Annotated in this window: 20 protein-coding genes; 9 read left to right on the forward strand and 11 right to left on the reverse strand. The window is 72.7% G+C overall.

Annotated elements, in window-relative coordinates; all coding sequences use genetic code 11:
• Positions 1-13 precede the first annotated feature (13 nt).
• A complete protein-coding gene (locus OG429_RS14860; protein ID WP_328925804.1) occupies positions 14-1,447 on the reverse strand; it encodes a S28 family serine protease in 1,434 nt (477 codons plus the stop codon).
• Positions 1,448-1,531: 84 nt separating this feature from the next.
• Positions 1,532-1,948, reverse strand: coding sequence for a hypothetical protein (locus OG429_RS14865; RefSeq protein ID WP_328925805.1), 417 nt, complete (start codon positions 1,946-1,948; stop codon positions 1,532-1,534).
• 260 nt (positions 1,949-2,208) lie between these two features.
• Between OG429_RS14865 and OG429_RS14870 the strand changes: the two genes are divergently transcribed.
• Positions 2,209-2,763, forward strand: a complete 555-nt coding sequence (locus OG429_RS14870; protein ID WP_328925806.1) for an EF-hand domain-containing protein — start codon at positions 2,209-2,211, stop codon at positions 2,761-2,763.
• Between the two features lie 12 nt (positions 2,764-2,775).
• Here the strand turns inward: OG429_RS14870 and OG429_RS14875 are convergent, their stop codons facing one another.
• Both OG429_RS14875 and OG429_RS14880 read right to left on the reverse strand, forming a co-directional pair.
• Complete coding sequence (locus tag OG429_RS14875) at positions 2,776-6,636, reverse strand: ABC transporter ATP-binding protein (RefSeq protein ID WP_328925807.1); 3,861 nt, start codon at positions 6,634-6,636, stop codon at positions 2,776-2,778.
• Between the two features lie 166 nt (positions 6,637-6,802).
• Positions 6,803-7,567 (reverse strand): GntR family transcriptional regulator, encoded by a 765-nt coding sequence (locus OG429_RS14880; protein WP_328925808.1) that lies wholly within the window; start codon positions 7,565-7,567, stop codon positions 6,803-6,805.
• A 166-nt stretch (positions 7,568-7,733) separates the two neighbouring features.
• Here OG429_RS14880 and OG429_RS14885 point away from each other — a divergent pair, with 166 nt between their 5' ends.
• Positions 7,734-8,162, forward strand: a complete 429-nt coding sequence (locus OG429_RS14885) for an ATP-binding protein (RefSeq protein ID WP_328925809.1) — start codon at positions 7,734-7,736, stop codon at positions 8,160-8,162.
• A complete protein-coding gene (locus OG429_RS14890; protein WP_328925810.1) occupies positions 8,156-8,428 on the forward strand; it encodes a helix-turn-helix domain-containing protein in 273 nt (90 codons plus the stop codon). The genes OG429_RS14885 and OG429_RS14890 overlap by 7 nt, the downstream gene beginning before the upstream one ends.
• Here OG429_RS14890 and OG429_RS14895 read toward each other — a convergent pair.
• Both OG429_RS14895 and speB read right to left on the reverse strand, forming a co-directional pair.
• Entirely contained in the window at positions 8,394-10,067 is a 1,674-nt protein-coding gene (locus tag OG429_RS14895; RefSeq protein ID WP_328925811.1) for a thiamine pyrophosphate-binding protein, read from the reverse strand. The two genes, OG429_RS14890 and OG429_RS14895, sit on opposite strands and share 35 nt — an antisense overlap.
• A 38-nt stretch (positions 10,068-10,105) precedes the next feature.
• Positions 10,106-11,071, reverse strand: coding sequence for an agmatinase (gene speB / locus OG429_RS14900; RefSeq protein WP_328925812.1), 966 nt, complete (start codon positions 11,069-11,071; stop codon positions 10,106-10,108).
• A gap of 102 nt (positions 11,072-11,173) precedes the next feature.
• Here speB and OG429_RS14905 point away from each other — a divergent pair, with 102 nt between their 5' ends.
• Genes OG429_RS14905 through tesB form a run of 3 tightly spaced genes read left to right on the forward strand, consistent with a single transcriptional unit; the run spans position 11,174 to position 14,705 of the window.
• Positions 11,174-12,580, forward strand: a complete 1,407-nt coding sequence (locus tag OG429_RS14905; protein ID WP_328925813.1) for a PucR family transcriptional regulator — start codon at positions 11,174-11,176, stop codon at positions 12,578-12,580.
• A gap of 55 nt (positions 12,581-12,635) precedes the next feature.
• Positions 12,636-13,793: an acyl-CoA dehydrogenase family protein gene (locus OG429_RS14910; protein WP_328925814.1), complete on the forward strand. Its 1,158-nt coding sequence runs from the start codon at positions 12,636-12,638 to the stop codon at positions 13,791-13,793.
• 27 nt (positions 13,794-13,820) lie between these two features.
• Positions 13,821-14,705, forward strand: a complete 885-nt coding sequence (gene tesB / locus OG429_RS14915) for an acyl-CoA thioesterase II (protein WP_328925815.1) — start codon at positions 13,821-13,823, stop codon at positions 14,703-14,705.
• On the opposite strand, the gene OG429_RS14920 is transcribed toward tesB, so the two are convergent.
• From OG429_RS14920 to OG429_RS14940, 5 genes are all read right to left on the reverse strand, one after another.
• Positions 14,702-15,307: a hypothetical protein gene (locus OG429_RS14920; RefSeq protein ID WP_328925816.1), complete on the reverse strand. Its 606-nt coding sequence runs from the start codon at positions 15,305-15,307 to the stop codon at positions 14,702-14,704. The genes tesB and OG429_RS14920 overlap by 4 nt on opposite strands.
• Entirely contained in the window at positions 15,304-15,594 is a 291-nt protein-coding gene (locus OG429_RS14925; protein ID WP_328925817.1) for a hypothetical protein, read from the reverse strand. Before OG429_RS14925 ends, OG429_RS14920 begins: the two co-directional genes overlap by 4 nt.
• Positions 15,595-15,679: 85 nt before the next feature.
• Positions 15,680-16,531 carry a DUF4253 domain-containing protein gene (locus OG429_RS14930; RefSeq protein ID WP_328925818.1) on the reverse strand — a complete coding sequence of 284 codons (852 nt, stop codon included), beginning with the start codon at positions 16,529-16,531 and terminating at the stop codon, positions 15,680-15,682.
• A 55-nt stretch (positions 16,532-16,586) separates the two neighbouring features.
• Positions 16,587-17,399 (reverse strand): phosphatase, encoded by an 813-nt coding sequence (locus tag OG429_RS14935; protein ID WP_328925819.1) that lies wholly within the window; start codon positions 17,397-17,399, stop codon positions 16,587-16,589.
• A gap of 56 nt (positions 17,400-17,455) precedes the next feature.
• On the reverse strand, positions 17,456-18,034 hold the full coding sequence (locus tag OG429_RS14940) for an SACE_7040 family transcriptional regulator (RefSeq protein ID WP_328925820.1): 579 nt from the start codon (positions 18,032-18,034) through the stop codon (positions 17,456-17,458).
• A gap of 99 nt (positions 18,035-18,133) precedes the next feature.
• On the opposite strand from OG429_RS14940, the gene OG429_RS14945 reads away from it, so the two are divergent.
• The 3 genes from OG429_RS14945 to OG429_RS14955 are packed head-to-tail and all read left to right on the forward strand — an operon-like array spanning position 18,134 to position 22,810.
• Entirely contained in the window at positions 18,134-19,750 is a 1,617-nt protein-coding gene (locus OG429_RS14945; RefSeq protein WP_328925821.1) for a carboxyl transferase domain-containing protein, read from the forward strand.
• 16 nt (positions 19,751-19,766) lie between these two features.
• Positions 19,767-21,881: an acetyl-CoA carboxylase biotin carboxylase subunit gene (locus tag OG429_RS14950; RefSeq protein WP_328925822.1), complete on the forward strand. Its 2,115-nt coding sequence runs from the start codon at positions 19,767-19,769 to the stop codon at positions 21,879-21,881.
• Positions 21,878-22,810 (forward strand): hydroxymethylglutaryl-CoA lyase, encoded by a 933-nt coding sequence (locus OG429_RS14955; RefSeq protein ID WP_328925823.1) that lies wholly within the window; start codon positions 21,878-21,880, stop codon positions 22,808-22,810. The genes OG429_RS14950 and OG429_RS14955 overlap by 4 nt, the downstream gene beginning before the upstream one ends.

Consider the following 22,810-nt stretch of genomic DNA (forward strand, 5'->3'; position numbering starts at 1 on the left):
CCGGCAGGGCGCGTTACGGCCGCAGCTGCGGCTCGCGCTCCAGGTCGCGCTGGTCGAGCTGTGCGTCCGGCGCCGCCAGCGGCGTCGCCCTCCCCGCGTCGGCGAGCGCGGCGGCCGGGGCCACCCCCGCCCACTGGAGGATCTTCGCGGTCGCGAGGGCCTTCTCTTCGTCCATGAGCTTGGCGACGTTCGCACCGTGGTTGGCGCCCGGCGCGATCATCACGTAGCTGTCACGCACCCCGTAGCCGAGGTGGAACGGTTCGGCGCCCCACGGGTCGTTCTGCCCGTACACGAACAGCATCTGGTTGGCGTTCTTGCGGACCCAGTTGTCCACGTCCCGCATGGCCGCCGGCTGGAAGGTCATGGGGATGTCGCGGGGCACGAAGGTGCGCGGCGGCTGGTAGCCGTAGCGGCTCAGGCCGGCCAGGTGCGGCTGCTTGATGTCCGGGGAGCCGAGCTGCGTGCCCGCTTGGTAGTAGTACGGGGTGTACGTCTCCAGACCCTGGTCGGCGTAGGCGGAGAAGCCGGAGATCGCGTCGACGGTGTCCCAGATCTCCTGGTCGCTCGCGGCCCTGGCGTCCGGGATGGAGGCGCAGTCGGAGAGCAGGCTGTACTGCCAGAAGGCCCACACGTAGTCGAGCACGACGGCCTCGTAGGCCTTGTCGAGGCTGCCGACGGTGGTGAAGGTCCAGCCGTTCTCGGCGGCGGCCGTCGCGTACTTGGCCTCCAGCGGCTCGCGGCGTACGAGCGCCTCGCGCTGCACCGCGTTCAGCTTGTCGCGGCACTCCTTGGTGCCGACCTTGGCGAAGAACCGGTCGTAGGCCGAGTCCTCGTTGTTGACGACGTCGTTGGGCGCGACGTACGCGACGACGCCGTCCATGTCGCGCGGGTAGAAGCGCTCGAAGTACGTCGCCGTCATACCGCCCTTGCTGCCGCCCGTGGCCAGCCAGTTCTTGGTGTAGATCTTCTTCAGGGCGGTGAAGATGCGGTGCTGGTCGCTGGCGGCCTGCCAGATGTCCAGGTTCGCCCAGTTGGCCGGGTCGGGCCGCGAGGGCGTGAAGAATCGATACTCCAGCGACACCTGGTTGCCGTCGACGATGGTCGTCGGCTCACTGCGGCGCGGGCTGGTGTTGACGTTGTAGCCGGAGGTGTAGAACACCGTCGGCCGCGAGACGTCCTTGTGCAGAAGGGTCAGGCGCTGCTTGAAGGTGCCCTTCGACGGCTGCCGGTGGTCGACCGGCTGCTCGTAGTTCAGTACGAAGAAGCGGTAGCCGGGGTACGGCTTCTCCTCGATCAGGCTCATCCCGGGAATGCCGAGGATCTGGTCCTTGATGTCCGTGGCGGCCGCCGGCCCTGCGGCGGTGGCCGCTTGTGCCGTGAAGCCGGCCGCACCCATGGTGCCGATCAGCACCACGAGCGACAGCAGCCATCCGAGCGTCTTGCGCATTCACCCTCCCCTTGAGTTCACTTCGGTCGCCGTGAACCTAGCGGGGTGAACGCGCTGCTGAACAGACCTAGTTGGGCCGGTCGTTCAGCACAGGATCCAGCCGGAATCGGCAGATCCGGCCCCCACGCTCCCCTTTACATACACACAGCGGCCGATCGCACCCACGGTGACAGGCCCGGCATAACGGGTGAATCGCCCGATATCGCGGATCGCGGCCCCGCCACGCGGCTGGATGCTCACCGCCATCCCCCGCCGCTCGCCGGGGACACGGGCCACGGCCACCGCGCACGCCTGGGTGTGGGTCTTGTACACGCGCACCTCGCCCGCCGCGATCGGCAGCGTCCTGGCCAGGCGGCCCGCGCATCCGCCGCTTTCGGCGTGCGCGCCACCCCCGCCGCCTCCCCCGCCGGCCCGCTCGGTCCGGACGGGCGGCGCCGCCGCCTGCGCGGGCGGCGCCGCGAACAGCCCGCCGACGCAGAGCCACAGTGCCGCCGCGAACACCCCGAGGGGCGCTGCCCATCGGCCGCGCCCCGTCCACCCGTCCAACACCCTGTCCCCCGCTCGGTCGTACGTACCGCGTGCGTACGCACGTACGACGCCCAGACTCCCCGGAAGGTTGCGGCCGGCAAGGGTCCGCGACCACCTACCTCGTACGGGTGCATCCACAACACCCCAGCGGGAGGGCGCGAGTTCACGACCCCGCCACGAATTACGCTAGGTGATCGATTCACTCCTCAACGTAGCCGTGAGAGGCAGTTGCCATGACGAACGACCTGCTCGACCGCAAGCTGGAGCGCGCCTTCACCCACTTCGACGCCGACGGGAGCGGTGTGATCGACGCCGACGACGTCATCGCCCTCGGAGCCCGCCTCCTGGCCGCCCTCGGAGAGCAGCCCGACTCGCGGAAGGCAGAGCTGGTGATGAGCAGCCTGGCCGACTTCTGGCAGGACCTCTTCACCGAGCTGGACACCGACCGGGACGGCAAGGTCACGCCCGAGGAGTACAAGGCGGGCATGACGCGCCTGTACGCGCAGGGCGGGCCCGCCTACGACCGGTCGTTCCGGCCGATGGTGACGGCGATCCTGACGGTCGTCGACAAGGACGACGACCAGCGCATCAGCCCCGAGGAGTTCCACAAGGCCCAGGAGGCCTTCAACCCGGAGCTGCGCCCCGCCGACGCCGAGGCGCTGTTCCGGCGGATCGACAAGGACGGCGACGGCACGCTGACCGTGGACGAACTCGTCGCCGCCGTCCGCGAGTACTACATCGGCACCGACGAGGACGCCCCGGGCAATCTGCTCTTCGGCGAACTCTGACCCGTTCGGCCGTCAGGCCGCGGCGCGCTCGTCCTCCCCGGCGAAGGTGCGCCACAGCTCGGCGTACCGGCCGCCGCGCGCCAGGAGTTCGGTGTGCGTACCGTCCTCCACGACCCGGCCGCGGTCCATGACCACGACCCGGTCGGCGCGGGCGGCGGTGGTCAGCCGGTGGGCCACCACCAGGGTGGTCCGCTTGCCGGCGAGCCGGTCGGTGGCCAGGTTGACCTGGGCCTCGGTGGCCAGGTCCAGGGCGGCCGTGGCTTCGTCGAGCAGCAGCACGTCGGGGTCGACGAGTTCGGCCCGGGCCAGCGCGATCAGCTGGCGCTGGCCGGCGGAGAGGTTGCGTCCGCGTTCGGCGACGGTGTGCAGGTAGCCGCCGTCCAGCGTGGCGATCATGTCGTGGGCGCCGACCGCGCGGGCGGCGGCCTCCACCTCGGCGTCGCTCGCACCGGGCCGCCCGTAGGCGATGGCGTCGCGGACGGTCCCGGGGAAGAGGTAGGACTCCTGGGGGACCACACCGAGGCGGTGGCGGTACGCCGTCAGGTCGAGCTCCCGCAGATCGGTGCCGTCGGCGGTGATCCGGCCCGAGGTCGGATCGTAGAACCGGGCCACCATCTTGACCAGCGTCGACTTGCCGGCTCCGGTCTCGCCCACGAAGGCAACGGTCTGCCCGGCGGCTATGCGCAGGTCTATTCCGGCCAGCGCCTCGCCCGTCTCGCCCCGCTCCTCGGCGGTGCCGTACTGGAAGCGGACGCCTTCGAAGGCGATCTCCCCGCGCAGCCCGGAGACCTCGCGGGGCCGCTCCGGGCGGGGTGTGGTGGTGGGCTCGCGCAGCAGCCCCTGGATGCGGCCGAGGGAGACGGTGGCCTGCTGGTAGCCGTCGAAGACCTGGGAGAGCTGCTGGACCGGGGCGAAGAACAGGTCGATGTAGAGCAGGTACGCGACCAGCGCGCCGGTGGTGAGGGTCCCGGCCTCGACCCGGCCCGCGCCGACGATCAGCACGGCGGCCGCGGCGCCCGAGGACAGCAGCTGGACGAAGGGGAAGTAGACGGATATCAGCCACTGGCCCCGGACCCGGGCCTCGCGGTACGAGTCGCTGCGCTCCGCGAAGCGGCGGGCGCCGGAGCCCTCGCGGCGGAAGGCCTGGACGATGCGGAGCCCGGCGACGGACTCCTGGAGGTCGGCGTTGACCAGGCTGACCCGGTCCCGGGCGAGCTCGTACGCGGCGACCGACTTGCGGCGGAAGACGGCGGTGCCGATCACGAGCACCGGGAGGGTGGCGAAGACGATCAGCGCGAGTTCGACGTCGAGGACGAGGAGGGCGATCAGGATGCCGAAGAAGGTGAAGACGGAGACGACGGCGGTGACGAGGCCGGTCTGCAGGAAACTGGACAGGGCGTCCACGTCGGTGGTCATCCGGGTCATGATCTTGCCGGTCAGCTCGCGCTCGTAGTAGTCGAGACCGAGGCGCTGGAGCTGGGCGAAGATCTTGACGCGGAGTGCGTAGAGCACGCGCTCGCCGGTGCGGCCCGTCATCCGGGTCTCGGCGAACTGCGCGGCCCACTGGGCGAGGACGACCCCGAGCGCGAGGACCGCGGCGGCCCACACCGCGCCGAGGGCGGCCTTCTCCACGCCCTGGTCGATGCCGTGCCGGATCAGGATCGGCAGGAGCAGACCGGAGCCGGCGTCGACGGCGACGAGGGCGAGGCTGATGGCGAGCGGAGCCCAGAACCCGCGGAGCAGGCGGCGCAGGCCGTAGCTCTCCTCGGGGGCCGTGGCGCGGTCCTCGTCCACGTAGGGCTGGTCGTCGGCCGGCGGCAGGGCCGCCACCTGGGCGAGGAGTTCGGGGGTCGCCGGCATCCCGGCGACGGCGCCGGCCATGGAGTGCCCGGCTCCGGGCGCGCCGGTGCCGGCGGCGGGGGCGGAGCCTTCGGGCTTGTCGGCGTTGTCGGGGGCCTCGCGGCGCCGCCAGAGCTCGGGGGTGATCCCGGCCGCGACGCGGCGCTTGGCGTTGACGGGCTCGGAGTCGATCTCGGCTTCGAGCTCGATGTCGCGTTCGAGGTGGTCTTCGAGATCGCGCTCGAACTCGGCCATCACCGGGGCGTCCGGGGTCCGCGGCGAGCCGGCGCCGAGCGCGTCGGGGTCGGTGAGCAGCCTGCGGAAGAGGGGGGAGCGGCGCTCCAGCTCCTCGTACGTCCCGATGTCGGCAAGCCGCCCGTGGTCGAGTACGGCGATCCGGTCGGCCAGCCCGAGCGTGGAGCGGCGGTGGGCGATCAGCAGGGTGGTCCGGCCGGCCATGACGCCACGCAGGGCCTCGTGGATCTCGTGCTCGACGCGGGCGTCCACGGCGGAGGTGGCGTCGTCGAGGAGGAGCAGCCGGGGGTCGGTGAGGATGGCCCGGGCGAGCGCGATGCGCTGGCGCTGGCCGCCGGAAAGGGTGAGCCCCTGCTCGCCGACCTTGGTGTCGTACCCGGCGGGCAGGGCCTCGATGAAGCCTTCGGCCTGGGCGGCGCGGGCGGCGGCGCGGATCTGTTCGTCGGTCGCGCCGGGGTGCCCGTAGGCGATGTTGGAGCGGATGGTGTCGGAGAAGAGGAAGGAGTCCTCGGGCACGAGCCCGATGGCGCCGCGCAGCGACTCGTACGTCAGCTCGCGCACGTCGTGGCCGCCGACGCGGACCGTGCCGCCGTCGGTGTCGTAGAAGCGCGGCATCAGGAGCGAGACGGTGGACTTCCCGCTGCCGGAGGACCCGACCAGGGCGACGGTCTCCCCCTCCGCGACGGAGAGCGAGAAACCGTCGAGGACGGGCCGCGCGGGGTCGTAGCCGAAGCGGACGTCGTCGAACTCGACGGTGGCCGGCGCGTCGGCGGGCAGCTCGCGGTCGCCGTCCTGGATCTCGGGCTCGGTGTCGATGAGCTCGAAGACCCGCTCGACGCCGGCGCGGGCCTGCTGGCCGACGGTGAGCACCATGGCGAGCATGCGGACGGGGCCGACGAGCTGGGCGAGGTAGGTGGAGAAGGCGACGAAGGTGCCGAGGGTGACCTGCCCGTTGGTCGCCATCCAGCCGCCGAGGGCCAGCATGGCGACCTGCCCGAGGGCCGGGACGGCCTGGAGGGCGGGGGTGTAGCGGGAGTTGAGCCGGATGGTGCGCATCCGGCCGGCGAACAGCCGCCGGCCGGCGGCGCGCAGCTTGGAGGTCTCCTGCTCCTCCTGCCCGAAGCCCTTGACCACGCGGACGCCGGTCACGGCGCCGTCGACGACGGTCGCGACGGCGGCGGCCTGGCCCTGCGCGTACCAGGTGGCGGGGAAGAGCTTCTTGCGGCTGCGCTTGGCGATGAACCAGAGGGCGGGGGCCATCAGCAGCGCGACGAGGGTCAGCAGCGGCGAGAGGGCCAGCATGATCCCGAGGGATATCCCGAACAGCAGGAAGTTCCCGATGGTCATCGGGAGCATGAAGAGCAGGCCCTGGATGAGCTGGAGGTCGCTGGTGGCCCGCCCCACCACCTGCCCGGTGGACAGTTCGTCCTGCCGCCGCCCGTCGAGGCGGGCGATGGTGTCGTACATGTCGGTGCGCAGGTCATGCTGGACGTCGAGGGCGAGCCGCCCGCCGTAGTACCGGCGTATGTAGGTGAGTACGTACACGAGCAGGGCCGCGCCTATGAGCATCCCGGCCCAGGGACCCATGGGCTTGGTCCCGTCCCCGATGACGTCGTCGATGATCACCTTGGTGACCAGCGGCACGAGCGCCATGACGGCCATGCCGCCGAGCGAGGACCCGAGCGCGAGCAGCACGTTGACCTTGTACCGCCAGGTGTAGGCGGTCAGCCGCCTGGCCCAGCCCTGTTTCTCCCCAGCCGCCGTCTCTGCCGCCGCCACGTGGTGCCTCCCCGTTCGCCTGTCCTACCGGAAGCCCCAACGCCCCGACCGGCGGATTTCATCCCGCCGCAACAATCGCACCGGAGCGCGCGCCGGGCACGGGGGCCGCACCCGATCAGGGGACCACTGGCCGCTGGACAACGACCGGACGCCGGGTCGCGACGGACTACTGGGGCGCGTCGAACTCGTACTCCAGGACGTACGCGGAGGCGTCGAGGACCATCTCGTTGACCTCGACCACCCGCCCGTCGGCGGCGAAGGCGGTACGGCACACCAGCACGACCGGCGTCCCGGCGGCCAGCCCGAGCTGCGCGGCCTCGTCAGGGCCCGGCATCCGCGACCGGACCTCCTCGCGGAACCGGGCGGGCCCGACGCCGAGCTCCGCGAGGCGGGCGTAGATGCCGCCGGGGCCGGTGTCGGGCTCGGTGATGGGCGTGCCGGCCACGAGAACGGCATCGAGGTACGAGCTCGCGAGCATCACCGGCTTCCCGTCGAGCAGGAACCTGCGACGCCGCACGTATACGGGCGCCCCGCCCGCGAGCCCGAGCACGCCGGCGACCGCATCGGGCACGGTCTCCTCGAAGACGCCGAGCAGCTCGACGACGGGTTCCCGGTCCTCCGTGTCGGCGACCCAGATGGACCGCCCCTCACCCCAGACTTCGGCGGCCAGCCGCTGAATCCCGCGCCGCCGGATCCGCCGGAACTCCCGTACGAAGACCCCGGCTCCCTTACGCGCTTCGGTCAGCCCTTCGGACTGGAGCACGCCGAGCGCCTGCCGCGCGGTCATCCGGGCGACCCCGTACCTACTCATCAGGTCGTTCTCACCGGGCAGCCGGTCCCCGGGCCCGTACTCGCCTGCCTCGATGGCGGCCTTCAGTGCGGCAGCGATGCGCTGGTACTTGGGCTGCCGTACGGCGCCGTCACTCGGCATGCGGTCCTCCCTGATCATCTCTAGTCATCCTAGGCACCCCCTCGCGCCGATGAGACGGCACGCTCGTCCAATCCGTGACACACGCCCAACATCTCTAGAGAATCGACTTGACCGCCTGCCCGGTGAGCCGCTTCACTTGAGGAGGTATCTCTAGAGAGGTGACTTCATGGCGCTGGTTCACGCCGATGAGATCTTCTGGCTGCTGCCCTGCAGCCACCGCACTCCGGGACACGCCCGCGCGCTGCTCCGCAAGCAGCTCGCCGAGTGGGATGCCGGCGCAGACCCCGCCGAAGCGGCCGAGCTGCTGCTCTCCGAGCTGGTCACCAACGCCGTACGGCACTCCCGCGCGCCCCATGGCCGGGACATCGGGGTCCGCCTCGCGCGGTACGACGGGGTGCTGCGTGTGGAGGTGGCCGACGCGGGCCCCGCCGTCAAGCTCACGCCACAGGTCGTGGCGGACTGGGACGAGCGGGGGCGCGGGCTCGCCATCGTCGCGGCACTGGCCGAGCGCTGGGGCTGCTGCCCCCGGCGCCACGGGATCGGGAAGGCCGTCTGGGCAGAGATCCGCTGGATGCAGGAGGCACCCGCATGCTGAGGTTTCGGGAGGAAGTCCGGCTCGCCTTCGCGATCGGCCAGGCCGTCTACGACCGGCGCAACGAGCTCGGGATCTCGCAGGGCGAACTGGCGCGGCGGGCCGGGATGACGCAGCCGGAAGTGTCCAGGCTGGAACTCGGCGCCACCACGGCGGCCGTGCCGCTGCTGGCACGGCTGGCACGGGCCATGGACTCCGAGCTGAGCTTCAGGCTCGTCGGCGAGAGCGCCGAGATCACGTTCCGAGATGGGTCGCGGCGAACATCTTGAGGGTGGTGGGGAGGACCAGGACCGAGGGGCCCGGGGTGGCGAGGGACGTGGCCAGGTCTTCGCGGAGGGTGTCCGCGGTGGTGAGGGCGGCCGGGACGCCGAAGGAGGCCGCCAGGGCGACGAAGTCGGGGCGGGTCAGCTCCGTGCCGGTCTCGCAGCCGTACTCGCGCAGGATGCCGTAGCCGCCGTCGTCCACGATCAGCCAGGTGACGTCCAGGTCGTGCTGCTTCGCCGTGGCCAGGTCCGCGATCGAGTACATCGCGCCGCCGTCGCCGGAGACGGCCAGGACCGGGGTGCCCGGCTCCGCCGCGCACGCGCCGAGGGCCGCCGGGAAGGCGTAGCCGAGGCCGCCCGCGCCCTGGGCCGAGTGCATGGTGTTCGGGTGCTTCGCGTCGAAGGCCGACCACGCCCAGTAGGACAGGATCGTCATGTCCCAGAAGGACGGGGAGCGAGGCGGCAGGGCCGCGCGGACGGAGGTCAGGAGTTCCTGTTCCCGCGCGACGTCCTGACCGGACAGGCGGTCCGCGACGGCCGACAGGACCATGCGGACGCGGTCCGGGGCGTACGGGTCCTCGCGCTCGGCCACCGTCTCCAGCAGGGCCTGGAGCCCCAGGCGGGCGTCGGCGTGGATGCCCAGTCCCGCGTGGTTGGACTCCAGCTTGCCGAGGTCGGCCTCGATCTGGATGACCCGGCCCGTGGGGAAGAAGGTGTGGTAGTTCGAGGACAGTTCGCCCAGACCGGAGCCGACGACGAGGAGGACGTCCGCGTCCTCCAGGAAGTCGGTCATGTAGCGGTCCTCCAGCCAGGACTGGAGGGAGAGCGGGTGCGTCCAGGGGAAGGCGCCCTTGCCTCCGAAGGTGGTGACCACCGGGGCGCCCAGGCGTTCCGCCAGCTGCTTCAGCTTGCCCGCCGCGTCCGAGCGGATGACACCGCCGCCCGCGATGATCACCGGGCGGGAGGCCCGCGACAGCCAGTGCGCCGCCAGCGCCGTCAGCTCCGGGCGCGGGGCGAGTTCGTGCGGGGTCGCGTCCACGCCCGTGACCTGCGGAACGAGGGTCTCGGCCCGCAGGACGTCCTCCGGGATCTCCACCCAGACCGGGCCGTGCGGGGCGGACAGCGCCGACTCCCAGGCCGCCGCGACCGCCGACGGGATCTGGGAGGGGGTACGGGCCACGTGCACCGACTTCACCACGTCCCTGAAGGACGCGGACTGGTCGCGCAGCTCGTGCAGGTACCCCTGCCGGCCCCCGCCCAGGCCCGCCACGGGCACCTGGGAGGAGACGGCGATGACGGGCGCGGACGCGGCCGCCGCCTCCGCCAGCGCGGGCAGGGCCATCAGCGCCCCCGGGCCCGTCGACAGCAGTAGCGGCACGGCCTCGCCCGTGATCCGGCCGTACGCGTCGGCGGCGAAGCCCGCGTTGTTCTCCGTGCGGAGGGTGATCAGGCGCAGGTCCGAGCGGCCGACCGCGTCGAAGACGGCCAGCGCGTGCTGCCCGGGCAGGCCGAAGACGGTGGTCGCGCCGAGGGAGCGCAGCGTTTCCACGACCAGGTCCCCGCCCGTGCGGCCCGGCGGCGGCGCCAGGGCGGCGGCCGTCTGGGCCTCGGTGGGACGGAGTACCAGGTCGTGGTCGTGCGTCACGCTCTTAGTTGCCCTTCGGCTTCGCCGCCGCACTGTGCTTATCGGCGCTGCGTGCCCGCAGCGACTTGACGGCTCATGATCGTGGTGAGCTCGTACGCGGTGTGCGAGGCCGCGACCGAGGTGATCTCCGCGTGATCGTACGCCGGGGCGACCTCGACGACGTCGGCGGAAACGAGGTTGCAGGAGGACAGACCGCGGATGATCTCCAGCAGCTCGCGGGAGGTCATGCCGCCCGCCTCCGGGGTGCCGGTGCCGGGCGCGTGCGCCGGGTCCAGTACGTCGATGTCGATGGAGATGTACAGCGGGCGGTCGCCGATGCGCTGGCGCAGCTGGTCGGCCACCTCGTCGGCGCCGCGCCGGTAGACGTCGGCGGAGGTCACGATTCCGAAGCCCATCTTGGCGTCGTCGTCCAGGTCCTGCTTGCCGTACAGCGGGCCGCGGGTACCGACGTGGGACAGCGCCTCGGTGTCGAGGATGCCCTCCTCGACGGCGCGGCGGAACGGGGTGCCGTGGGTGTACTCGGCGCCGAAGTAGGTGTCCCAGGTGTCCAGGTGCGCGTCGAAGTGGAGCAGCGCGACCGGGCCGTGCTTCTTGGCGACCGAACGGAGCAGCGGGAGGGCGATGGTGTGGTCGCCGCCGAGGGTCATCAGGCGGGAGCCGGAGCCCAGCAGCTCGTCGGCCGCGGCCTCGACCGTCTCGACGGCCTCGTTGATGTTGAAGGGGTTCACGGCGATGTCGCCGGCGTCCGCGACCTGCGCGAGGGCGAAGGGGGAGGCGTCCTGGGCCGGGTTGTACGGGCGCAGCAGGCGCGAGGCCTCGCGGATCGCGTTGCCGCCGAAGCGGGCGCCGGGACGGTAGGAGACGCCGGAGTCGAAGGGCACGCCGACGACGGCGACGTCGGCGGAGCCGACCTCGTCGAGGCGCGGCAGCCGGGCGAAGGTCGCCGGGCCCGCGTAGCGCGGGATGCGGGAGGAGTCGACGGGTCCGCGCGGCTGCGTGCTCATGGGGGGTGCCCTTCTGAAGGTCCTACAAGTGCGGTCCTTCGAGCGTAAGCCGGTGCCCACAGGACGGCGAAGTGTACGTTCTATCCATAGACAGCCCCTGACATGTACGGAGTATCCATGGAGGCCCCGCTCACTCCTCCGGTCCCCCTCGGCGCGCTGCTCCCCGCCCGGGAGCTGGGCCTGCGCCACCTCGCGGGGCCCGTCGAGGCGGATGTGCACGGGGTGCACGCCTCCGAGATGGCGGACCCGTCGCCCTACCTGCTGGGCGGCGAGCTGCTCCTGACGGCGGGGGCGGCGCTCACCGACGCCGAGGCGTACGTCGCGCGGCTCTCCGAGGCCGGGGTGGCGGCGCTCGGCTTCGGCGTGGCCCCGGTGCACGAGGAGGTGCCGCCGGGGCTCGCCGAGGCCTGCGACCGGTACGGGCTGCCGTTGCTGGAGGTGCCGCCGGGGACCCCGTTCACCGCGGTGGCCCGTGCGGTCTGGCGGCTGATGGCGGAGGCCCGTACGCGGGAGCTGCGCCGCGTCACCGAGGCCCAGCAGTCACTGGCCGCCGCGGCCGCCCGGCCCGACCCGGTCCCGGCGGTGCTGTCCCGGCTGGCGGCGAGCCTGGGGGGCCACGTCGTCCTGCTCCCGGCCGGCCCGTCGGCGGGGCGGTCGGCGGGGCGCGCGCTGCCGCCCGAGACCGCCGAGGCCCTGTCCGCCCTGCTGGCCCGCGTCGGCCCGCCCGGCGGCGCGGCCACCGCCACGGACTCCGCGGCGGGCTGGAGCCTGACCGCCTACGCCCTCGGCGACGGCCCCGTCCTCGGCGTGGCCCGCCCCGACCGCACCCCCGGCGACCACGCCGTCACCGCCATCGCGGCCGTGCTGCTGACGCTGCTCACCGCGCCCCGGCCCGAGGGGGACGCGGCGGCCGCCCTCACCCGGCTCCTGCTGGACGGGGACCCCGCCGGGGCCCTGGCTCCCGGGCCCTGGCACGTCGTGCACGCCCGCGGCTCCGGTGACCCCCACGCCCTGGCGGCCGCGCTGGGCACCGTACTGCTGGATCCGCGCGGGGACCGCGTACGGCTGCTCACCGACCGGGAGCCGGCCCCGCAGCCCGGATGGCGGCTGGGGGTGAGCGCCCCGGCCGGCCCGGCCGGGCTGGCGACCGCGACGGCCCAGGCCGGGCGGGCCCTGGACCGCGCGGAGGCGGCCCGCACCCCGCTGGCCCGGCACACGGGCGGGGGCCTGGCCGCCCTCGTCGACCCGGCGGAGGCCCGCGCCCACGCCGAGTCCCTGCTCTCCCCGCTCGGCCCGGCGCACCGCGAGACCCTGCGCGCCTGGCTCGCCCACCACGGCAGCTGGGACCGCACGGCGGCCGCCCTCGGGGTCCACCGCAACACCGTCCGCCAGCGCGTGGCCCGCGCCGCCGGCCTGCTGGCCCTGGACCTCGACGACCCCGACGCCCGGATGGAACTGTGGTTTGCGCTACGTGCTCTGGACAGCACCGATAACTCGCCGGTAACTTAATCTGAGCAAGCGCTTAGCCATGGCGGCGGACCGCCGCGACCGAAGGGAGCCGGCCGTGCGCCGTACCGTATTCAACGAGGACCACGAGGCGTTCCGCGAGACCATCCGCGCCTTCATCGAGGCCGAGGTCGTCCCCGTCTACGACGAGTGGTTCCAGGCCGGCCAGGCGCCGCGCGACTTCTACTACAAGCTCGGCGAGCTGGGCGTCTTCGGCATCAACGTGCCCGAGGAGTTCGGCGGCGCGGGCCTGGACACGCACAAGTTCGAGGCCGTCCTGTACGAAGAGACCTCCCGCGCGGGCGTGAACTTCGGCGGCTCCGGCGTGCACGTGCTGCTCGCCCTCCCCTACATCAAGATGCTCGCCAACGACGAGCAGAAGAAGCGTTACCTCGAGAAGTTCGTCACCGGCGAGGAGATGTGGGCGCTCGCCATGACCGAGCCGGGCACCGGCTCCGACGTCGCGGGCATGAAGACCACCGCCAAGCTCTCCGAGGACGGCACCCACTACGTCCTCAACGGCGCCAAGACCTTCATCACCGGCGGCGTCCACGCCGACCGCGTGATCGTCTGCGCCCGCACCTCCGCCCCCTCGGCCGAGGACCGCCGCTTCGGCATCTCCCTGTTCGCCGTGGACACCAAGTCCGAGGGCTACTCCATAGGCCGCAAGCTGGACAAGCTCGGCCTGCGCACCTCCGACACCGCCGAGCTGGCGTTCGTCGACGTGAAGGTCCCGGTCGAGGACCTCCTCGGCGAGGAGAACAAGGGCTTCTACTACCTCGGCGCCAACCTGCCCTCCGAGCGCTGGGGCATCGCCTTCGGCGCGTACGCGCAGGCCAAGGCCGCCATCCGGTTCGCCCAGCAGTACGTGACCGAGCGCACCGTCTTCGGCAAGCCGGTCGCGCACTTCCAGAACACCAAGTTCGAGCTGGCCGCCTGCCAGGCCGAGGTGGACGCCGCCGAGGCGGTCGCCGACCGCGCCCTGGAGGCCCTGGACGCCGGTGAGCTGACGGCGGCCGAGGCCGCGTCCGCGAAGCTGTTCTGCACCGAGGTCGCGCACCGCGTCATCGACAAGTGCCTCCAGCTGCACGGCGGCTACGGCTACATGAACGAGTACCCGATCGCCCGCCTGTACGCCGACAACCGCGTGAACCGCATCTACGGCGGCACCAGCGAGGTCATGAAGTCCATCATCGCCAAGTCCATGGGTCTCTGAGGAAGTTCGGGCACTTAGCCTTCACCCATGAACGAGGCACTGACGACGCTCCTCGATCTGCTCGACCTCGAGCAGATCGAGGAGAACATCTTCCGCGGTACCAGCAGGCCTTCCCTGGTACCGCGCGTCTTCGGCGGTCAGGTCGCGGCCCAGGCACTGGTCGCGGCCGGGCGGACCGTCCCGGCGGACCGCACCGCGCACTCCCTGCACTCGTACTTCCTGCGCACCGGGGACACCGGCGCGCCCATCGTGTACTCCGTGGACCGGATCCGCGACGGGCGCTCCTTCACCACGCGCCGGGTCGTCGCCGTCCAGCACGGGCAGCCGATCTTCCACCTCTCCGCGTCGTTCCAGAAGTACGAGGACGGCCTCGACCACCAGGTCGCGATGCCGCCCGCCCCCGACCCGGAGTCCCTGCCCACGGCGGCCGAGTCCCTGCCCGCGTACCGGGAGATCTTCCGCGACCCGGGCACGGTGGAGCGGCTGATCGAGACCCGGGAGGCGGTGGACCTGCGGTACGCCACGACCCCGCCCTGGGGCAGCATCGGCGAGCCGGTGGAGCCGCGCTCGCAGGTGTGGTTCCGCACGGCCGGGAAGCTGGACAGCACCGACCCCCTGCTGCACACCTGCCTGGCCACCTATGTCTCCGACATGACCCTGCTGGACTCGGTGCTGCTCGCCCACGGGCGCGGCGGCTGGGCGGTCGGCGACGTGGTCGGCGCCTCGCTGGACCACGCGATGTGGTTCCACCGGCCGTTCCGCGCGGACGAGTGGCTGCTGTACGACCAGGAGTCGCCCTCGGCGGCCGCCGGCCGGGGCCTCGGCCAGGCCCGCATCTGGACCCAGGACGGACGCCTGGCCGTCACGGTCATCCAGGAAGGCGTGGTCCGCGTCCCGCGCGACCGGGCCTAGGCGCCGGGGTTGCCGGGGTCGACGGGGTTGACGGGCCGCTTGTAGTACCGCCACGGGAACCATCCCGCGCCGACCGGAATCCAGCCTTCTGATTCCATCCGCCGGTGTCGCGCGAGGGAGGGGAGCGTCACCCGGCAGTGCTCCCAGGGGTGGCCGGACGCCTCCACCTCGTGGAAGAAGGGGCCGTAGCCGACCATGTGCCAGCCGTCGCGGCCGGCTTCCTCCAGGGCGGCCATCTCGTTGAACGCGGTCAACCCGCTGAGGGTGCGGCGCTTCGGGGCGTTCGGTCCCCCGGCGGCCGGCGCCGACGGGCCCGCGGCCTTGCCCGCGAAGCGCTGCTGGGCGGCCTGGCGGCTCACTCCCAGGACGCGGCCCACCGTGTCCCAGCTGTGGCCGGCGGCCCGGGCGCCCTGGACGGCCTCGCGCAGCAGCCGGCTCGCCTCCTCGGCGCCGACGCGCGAGGCGTCCACCAGGCGCAGGTACCCGAAGGCGTCGTGTTCGAGCGATTCGGCCAGCCCCTCGGGGGCGCCGAGTACGGCTGCGGCGATCCCTTCGCGGATCCGGTCCATCTCCACCGGGTGGAGCAGCGGTTCGTTGCTCATCGGCTCAGTCCGGCAAGGGGTTCGAGGGCGTCGAGGACTGCCTCGTCACGGCGCATCCGTTCGGCGGCGGCGTCGTTGCGGGCCGCGGCCCGGGCGGTCAGGCCGGCCGTGCAGGCGATGAGTGCGAGGCCCACGAGGATCAGGGCGACGGTGGCGGAAGTGCCGAACCGGTCGCCGGACATCACCGTCACGGCCGGCAGGCTCACGGCCAGCGGCAGCACGGCGGCCATGGATGTGGTGGCGGGAAAGAGGTCCCGGTGCCGGGCCTTCGACTTCAAGATCAACATGCGTCAAGGAAACCTTGACGCGGCCGAGTTGTCAAGAATTCCTTGACGCCCGTGTCCCGTACGCGGTCTCAGTCGGCGGGCCGCCTCAGTCCCACCAGAAGCCCCAGTGGGCGGCGCCGGTGACGGCCTCGTCCGTGTAGGCGCGGAGGGTGCCGGAGCCCTGCCAGATGTTGTCGGGCGCGAAGGCGAAGTGCTCCGCCGCGACGGGGAGCGACCGGACGAGCGTGCGGGGCGGGGCCGCGACCGACACGTGGAGTTCGTCGAAGCCGAGGGCGACGACGCGGGCGCCGAAGCGGTCCTCCCAGGAGCGCAGGACCGCGCTCATGAGGGCGGTGTCGTTCTCGTAGTTGGTCGGACCGCCCCAGCCCAGCGCGGTGGGTACGTCGGCCCCGCGGCCGGCGGGCACCAGTGCGAGCCGGGGGCTCGGCAGGAAGCCGTCCCCGATCAGCTCGTCCGCGAGCTCGCAGGCCGCGGCCTGCGGATCCGGCCCGCCCTCCGGCCCGGATTCCGCGAGCCCCGGCCAGCCCCTGCCGAAGGGCGCGATGATCTCCTCGCCCTCCGCGCCCTCCTCCGGGTCCGGAACCACCCTGGACCAGAACTCGCGGAGCACCGGCTCGACGTGGTGGTCGTCGGGGTCGGACATCCGCTCCGGCACGAACTCCCTGTCCTGCCACCATCGTTCGAGCCCGCGACGGCCCTGGAACAGCACCGCCTGCAGCCCGGCGGCGGCGAGGGCCGGGCTGCGGGCCGCGGCGAGCGCGCCGACACCCACGGCCTCGTCGGAGACCCACAGCAGCGGCTCGGGCGCCCTGCCCCACCTGCGCCGACCGGGCCTGTCGATCACCGTGCCCGGCGGCACATCGAGCCCCAGGGACCGGCCTTGGGGATCGTCGGCCAGTACGGACAATGGATCGCGCGGCTTCGCGGGCTTCGACATGGGCCGAACCTAGCCGCCAGCACTGACAGTCGAGCCCAGGGCTACGAGCCCGGGACTACGAGTCCAGCAGGCCCGCCGCGTCCAGCAGGTAGGCGACCATCGGGTCGTAGTGGCGCGGGTCGCGGACGTGGTCGTCCAGCGGGATCGCCACCTGGAGGGTGCCCTCGGCCTCGCCGAGGAAGAGCGCCGGGTCGTTGCAGTCCGCGTAGCCCACCGCGTCCAGGCCGCGCTGCGCCGCGCAGCCCGCCCAGCCGTGGTCGGCGACGACCAGGTCCGGCTGCGGACGGCCCGCCGCCGTGAGCCCGTCCAGGATCGCGGCCATCGGCTCCGGCGAATGGGTGTGCCACAGCGTCGCGCCCCGCTCCAGCACGGCGACGTCGGCGAACTGCCACACCGAGCCCTCGTCGGCCGTCAGGCCGGAGGGGATGACGACGATCTCGCACCCGGCCGCCCGCAGGGCCGCCGCCGTGGCCCGGTGGACGTCCAGCAGCCCGCCCGGGTGCCCGGTGGCCAGCAGCACGCTCTGCCGGTCCAGCGCCGCCTTGCGCAGCCTCGCCGCCAGCCGGTCCAGGCCCGCCACGGTCAGCTCGGGGTCGATGGTGTCCTGGCCGAAGCGGAGCTCCGGGTCGTCCACGACCCCGCACCGCTCGGCCATCACCGCCAGGACGTCCTGCTCGTCGGTCCAGCGGTCACCCAGCTCCAGGCCGAGCCAGTAGTGCCGGTCGCCGTTGGCGAGCTTGCGGTAGTGGGAGAGGTTGTTCTCGCGCGGGGTCGCGACCTGCCCCGCGATCCGGGTGGCGACCAGGTGGTCGATGAGTTCTGCGCGGCTGGGTACGGGCGTCTCTATCGGCTTCGGCATACGGGCCATTCTGCCGCCGCCCAGGCGGAAGCGTCCCGTCCATCCCGGCCCGCGGACGCCCCGGCTCACGCCGACAGCGCCCCGAACGCCCCGTGCGCGAGCCGCCGGAGCAGGGACTCCGTCGCCTCCCGCCCCAGGGCCGCCAGGTGCGGGGTGGAGTTCAGCAGGCCGAAGACGGCGTGCACGGAGACCCGCACCTGTGCCTCGCCCACCTCCGGATGCAGTTCCCGTACGACCGCCACCCACAGCTCCACGTACTGCCGCTGCAGCTGCCGTACGAGCTTGCGGTCGGTGTCCCGCAGCCGGTCGAGCTCCCGGTCGTGCAGGGTGATCAGCGCCCGGTCGTCCAGCGCGAAGTCGATGTGCCCGTCGATGAGGGAGGACAGGACCAGGGCGGAATCGCCCTCCGCCTCCTCCACCCGGCGGCGGCCGCCGGTCAGCAGACGCTCGCTGATGCCGACCAGCAGCTCGGCGAGCATGGCGTCCTTGCCCGCGAAGTGCCGGTAGAGGCCGGGGCCGCTGATGCCCACCGCGGCCCCTATCTCGTCGACGCCGACGCCGTGGAATCCGCGCGCGGCGAAGAGGCGTGCGGCCTCACTGAGGATCTGCTCGCGACGGGTCGGGGCGGCCGCTCTGGTGCTCATGGGAAACCATTCTAGACAGGGCCGTTAGCGGTCGTTAACCTAAGCCGTACATGCGTTAACGCTCATTAACAGCGTGCACCGAGCAAGGGAGCTCGACCGATGCAGCAGGCACCAGTGCTGACGAGCGCCGCGGACCCGGCGTCCGAGGCCTGGCGGACCAACGAGGCCGCCCACCGCGAGCTCACCGAGGGGCTGCGGGCCCGGCTCGACGCGGCCCGGCTCGGCGGCGGCGAGAAGGCCCGCGCCCGCCACACCGCCCGCGGGAAGCTCCTCCCGCGCGACCGCGTCGACACCCTCCTCGACCCCGGATCCCCCTTCCTGGAGCTGGCCCCGCTGGCCGCCGAGGGCATGTACGGGGGCGCGGCCCCCGCCGCCGGGGTGATCGCGGGCATCGGCCGGGTCAGCGGCCGCGAGTGCGTGATCGTCGCGAACGATGCCACCGTCAAGGGCGGCACGTACTACCCGATGACCGTCAAGAAGCACCTCCGCGCCCAGGAGGTGGCCCTGGAGAACCGTCTCCCCTGCCTCTACCTGGTCGACTCCGGTGGCGCCTTCCTCCCCATGCAGGACGAGGTCTTCCCCGACCGGGAGCACTTCGGCCGCATCTTCTACAACCAGGCGCGCATGTCGGGGGCCGGCATCCCGCAGATCGCCGCCGTCCTCGGCTCCTGCACGGCGGGCGGCGCGTACGTCCCGGCCATGAGCGACGAGGCCGTCATCGTCCGCAACCAGGGCACGATCTTCCTCGGCGGCCCGCCGCTGGTGAAGGCCGCCACCGGCGAGGTCGTCACGGCGGAGGAGCTGGGCGGCGGCGAGGTCCACTCCCGGGTCTCGGGCGTGACCGACCACCTCGCGGAGGACGACGCGCACGCGCTGCGGATCGTACGGAACATCGTGGCGACCCTGCCCGAGCGCGGGGCCCTGCCCTGGTCGGTCGAGGCTCCCGAGGAGCCGAAGGTGGACCCGTACGGCCTGTACGGCGCGGTCCCCGTCGACTCGCGCACCCCCTACGACGCCCGCGAGATCATCGCCCGGATCGTGGACGGCTCCCGCTTCCAGGAGTTCAAGTCCGAGTTCGGCCAGACGCTCGTCACCGGCTTCGCCCGGATCCACGGCCACCCGGTCGGCATCATCGCCAACAACGGCATCCTGTTCGCCGAATCCGCCCAGAAGGGCGCGCACTTCATCGAGCTGTGCGACCAGCGCGGGATCCCGCTGCTCTTCCTCCAGAACATTTCGGGCTTCATGGTCGGCCGGGACTACGAGGCGGGCGGCATCGCCAAGCACGGCGCCAAGATGGTGACCGCGGTCGCCTGCACCCGGGTGCCGAAGCTGACGGTGGTGGTCGGCGGCTCGTACGGCGCGGGCAACTACTCGATGTGCGGGCGGGCGTACTCGCCGCGGTTCCTGTGGATGTGGCCGAACGCCAAGATCTCGGTGATGGGCGGCGAGCAGGCCGCCTCCGTCCTGGCGACGGTCAAGCGCGACCAGATCGAGGGCGCGGGCCAGGAGTGGCCGGCCGAGGACGAGGAGGCCTTCAAGGCCCCGGTCCGCGCGCAGTACGAGGAACAGGGCAACGCCTACTACGCCACGGCCCGGCTGTGGGACGACGGGGTCATCGACCCGATGGAGACCCGGCAGGTGCTGGGACTGGCCCTGACCGCGTGCGCGAACGCCCCGCTGGGCGACTCCGCTTTCGGCATCTTCCGTATGTGACGTGAGGACCTCTTCGATGTTCAGCACTGTTCTGGTCGCGAACCGCGGCGAGATCGCGGTCCGGGTCATCCGCACCCTGCGGGAGCTCGGCATCCGCTCCGTGGCCGTCTTCAGCGACGCCGACGCGGACGCCCGCCACGTACGGGAGGCCGACACGGCCGTCCGCATCGGCCCGGCGGCGGCCGCCGAGAGCTACCTGTCGGTGGAGCGGCTGCTGGATGCCGCGAAGCGGACGGGCGCCGAGGCCGTGCACCCGGGCTACGGCTTCCTCGCCGAGAACGCGGCCTTCGCCCAGGCCTGCGCGGACGCCGGACTGGCCTTCATCGGGCCGCCCGCCTCCGCCATCTCCCTCATGGGCGACAAGATCCGGGCCAAGGAGACGGTGAAGGCGGCGGGCGTGCCCGTGGTCCCCGGCTCCTCCGGCAGCGGCCTGACCGACGCCGAACTGGTCGCGGCCGCCTCGGAGATCGGCATGCCGGTGCTGCTGAAGCCCTCGGCGGGCGGCGGCGGCAAGGGCATGCGGCTCGTACGCGACGAGGCGGTGCTGGCCGAGGAGATCGCGGCGGCCCGCCGCGAGGCCCGCTCGTCCTTCGGCGACGACACCCTCCTGGTCGAGCGGTGGGTGGACCGGCCCCGGCACATCGAGATCCAGGTGCTGGCGGACTCCCACGGGAACGTGGTCCACCTGGGCGAGCGCGAGTGCTCGCTCCAGCGCCGCCACCAGAAGGTCATCGAAGAAGCCCCCTCGGTCCTGCTCGACGAGAAGACCCGCGCGGCGATGGGCGCGGCGGCCGTCGACGCGGCCCGCTCCTGCGGGTACGTCGGCGCGGGCACGGTGGAGTTCATCGTCCCGGGCGGGGACCCCTCCTCGTACTTCTTCATGGAGATGAACACGCGCCTCCAGGTCGAGCACCCGGTGACGGAGCTGATCACCGGCCTGGACCTGGTGGAGCAGCAGCTGCGCGTGGCCGCGGGGGCTCCTCTCGGGTTCGACCAGTCCGACGTGACGCTGACCGGCCACGCCATCGAGGCCCGTGTCTGCGCGGAGGACCCCGCCCGGGGGTTCCTGCCGTCCGGCGGTACGGTCCTGGCGCTGTCCGAGCCGGACGGCGGCCCGGTCCGTACGGACTCCGGGCTGACGGCGGGCGTGCCGGTCGGGTCGACGTACGACCCGATGCTGTCGAAGGTCATCGTCCACGGGCCGGACCGGGCCAGTGCCCTGCGCATGCTGCGGGCCGCCCTCGCCGACACGGTGATCCTGGGTGTCCAGACCAACGCGGGGTTCCTGCGTCGTCTGCTCGCGCACCCGGACGTGGTGTCGGGCGAACTGGACACGGGCCTGGTCGAGCGCGACCTCCCGTCCCTCCTCCCGGACGGCGTCCCGGCCGAGGTGTACGCAGCGGCTGCGCTGCTGTCTGGCCCCCACCCCGCCCCTTCCCGAACCTGGGGCTCCGCCCCAGACCCCGGTCCTCAAACGCCGGACGGGCTGGGTAGGTGGGTCGACCCGTTCGATGCCGTCAACGGCTGGCGCCTCGGCGGGACTCCGGCGTGGACCGTGCACCGCTTCCGCCTCCCCGGCCAGGATCCCGTGGAGGTCCGCACTCGGCCGTCGGGCTCCGGGACCGAGCTCGTCCTGGCCGACTCCGGCACCGATCCAGCCTCGCCGGCGTTTGAGGCGCGGGGTCTGGGGCAGAGCCCCAGCGCACCGGCGCGCGCCCGGATCGTCACCCGCACACCGGACCACCTCACCATCGAGCTGGACGGCGTCACGCACACCTTCAGCCACGCCACCTCCCCGGAGGGGACCTGGCTGGGCCGCGACGCGGACTCCTGGCACGTGCAGGCCCACGACCCGGTGGCCGCCGCCCTGAGCGGGAGCGGCCACGCGGGGGCCGACACCCTGGCCGCCCCCATGCCCGGCACCGTCACCGTCGTCAAGGTGGCCGTCGGCGACAAGGTGGTGGCCGGGCAGAGCCTCCTCGTCGTCGAGGCCATGAAGATGGAGCACGTCATCTCCGCCCCGCACGCCGGGACCGTCACCGAGCTCGACGTCACCCCCGGCACCACCGTCGCCATGGACCAGGTCCTGGCCGTGGTCACCCCGGAACCGGAAGAGGAGGCGGCCGCATGAACCGTCTGCCCATGACCGTCCCGGCCCCCGGCCTCCCGGCCCGGGTCCGGATCCACGAGGTCGGCGCCCGCGACGGGCTGCAGAACGAGAAGACGGCCGTCCCCACCGCCGTCAAGGCCGAGTTCATCCACCGGCTCGCCGCGGCCGGCCTCACCACCGTCGAGGCCACCAGCTTCGTCCACCCCAAGTGGGTGCCGCAGCTCGCCGACGCCGAGGAACTGTTCCCGCTCCTCGGCGACGTGCAGGCGGCCCTGCCCGTCCTCGTCCCCAACGAGCGCGGGCTCGACCGCGCCCTCGCCCTCGGTGCCACCCGCATCGCCGTCTTCGGATCGGCCACCGAGACCTTCGCCTCCCGCAACCTCAACCGGACCGTCGCCGAGTCCCTCGCCATGTTCGAGCCCGTCGTGGCCCGCGCGAAGGAGGGCAAGGCGCACGTCCGCGGCTACCTCTCGATGTGCTTCGGCGACCCCTGGGAGGGCCCGGTCCCGGTCCACCAGGTCGTCTCCGTGGCCACGTCCCTGCTCGACCTCGGCTGCGACGAGCTCAGCCTCGGCGACACGATCGGCGTCGCGACCCCCGGCCACGTCCAGGCACTGCTCAGCGGCCTGAACGAGGCGGGCGTCGCCACCGACCGCATCGGCGTGCACTTCCACGACACCTACGGCCAGGCCCTCTCCAACACCCTCGCCGCGCTCCAGCACGGCGTGACCACGGTCGACGCCTCGGCCGGCGGCCTCGGCGGATGCCCGTACGCGAAGAGCGCCACCGGCAACCTCGCCACCGAGGACCTGGTGTGGATGCTCGACGGTCTCGGCATCGAGACCGGGGTCGATCTGGCCGCCCTCACCGCCACGAGCGTGTGGATGGCCGAACAGCTGGGGCGCCCCAGCCCCTCCCGTACCGTCCGCGCCCTCTCCCACAAGGAGTAG

The organism is Streptomyces sp. NBC_00190 (assembly GCF_036203305.1).
Taxonomy (GTDB): domain Bacteria; phylum Actinomycetota; class Actinomycetes; order Streptomycetales; family Streptomycetaceae; genus Streptomyces.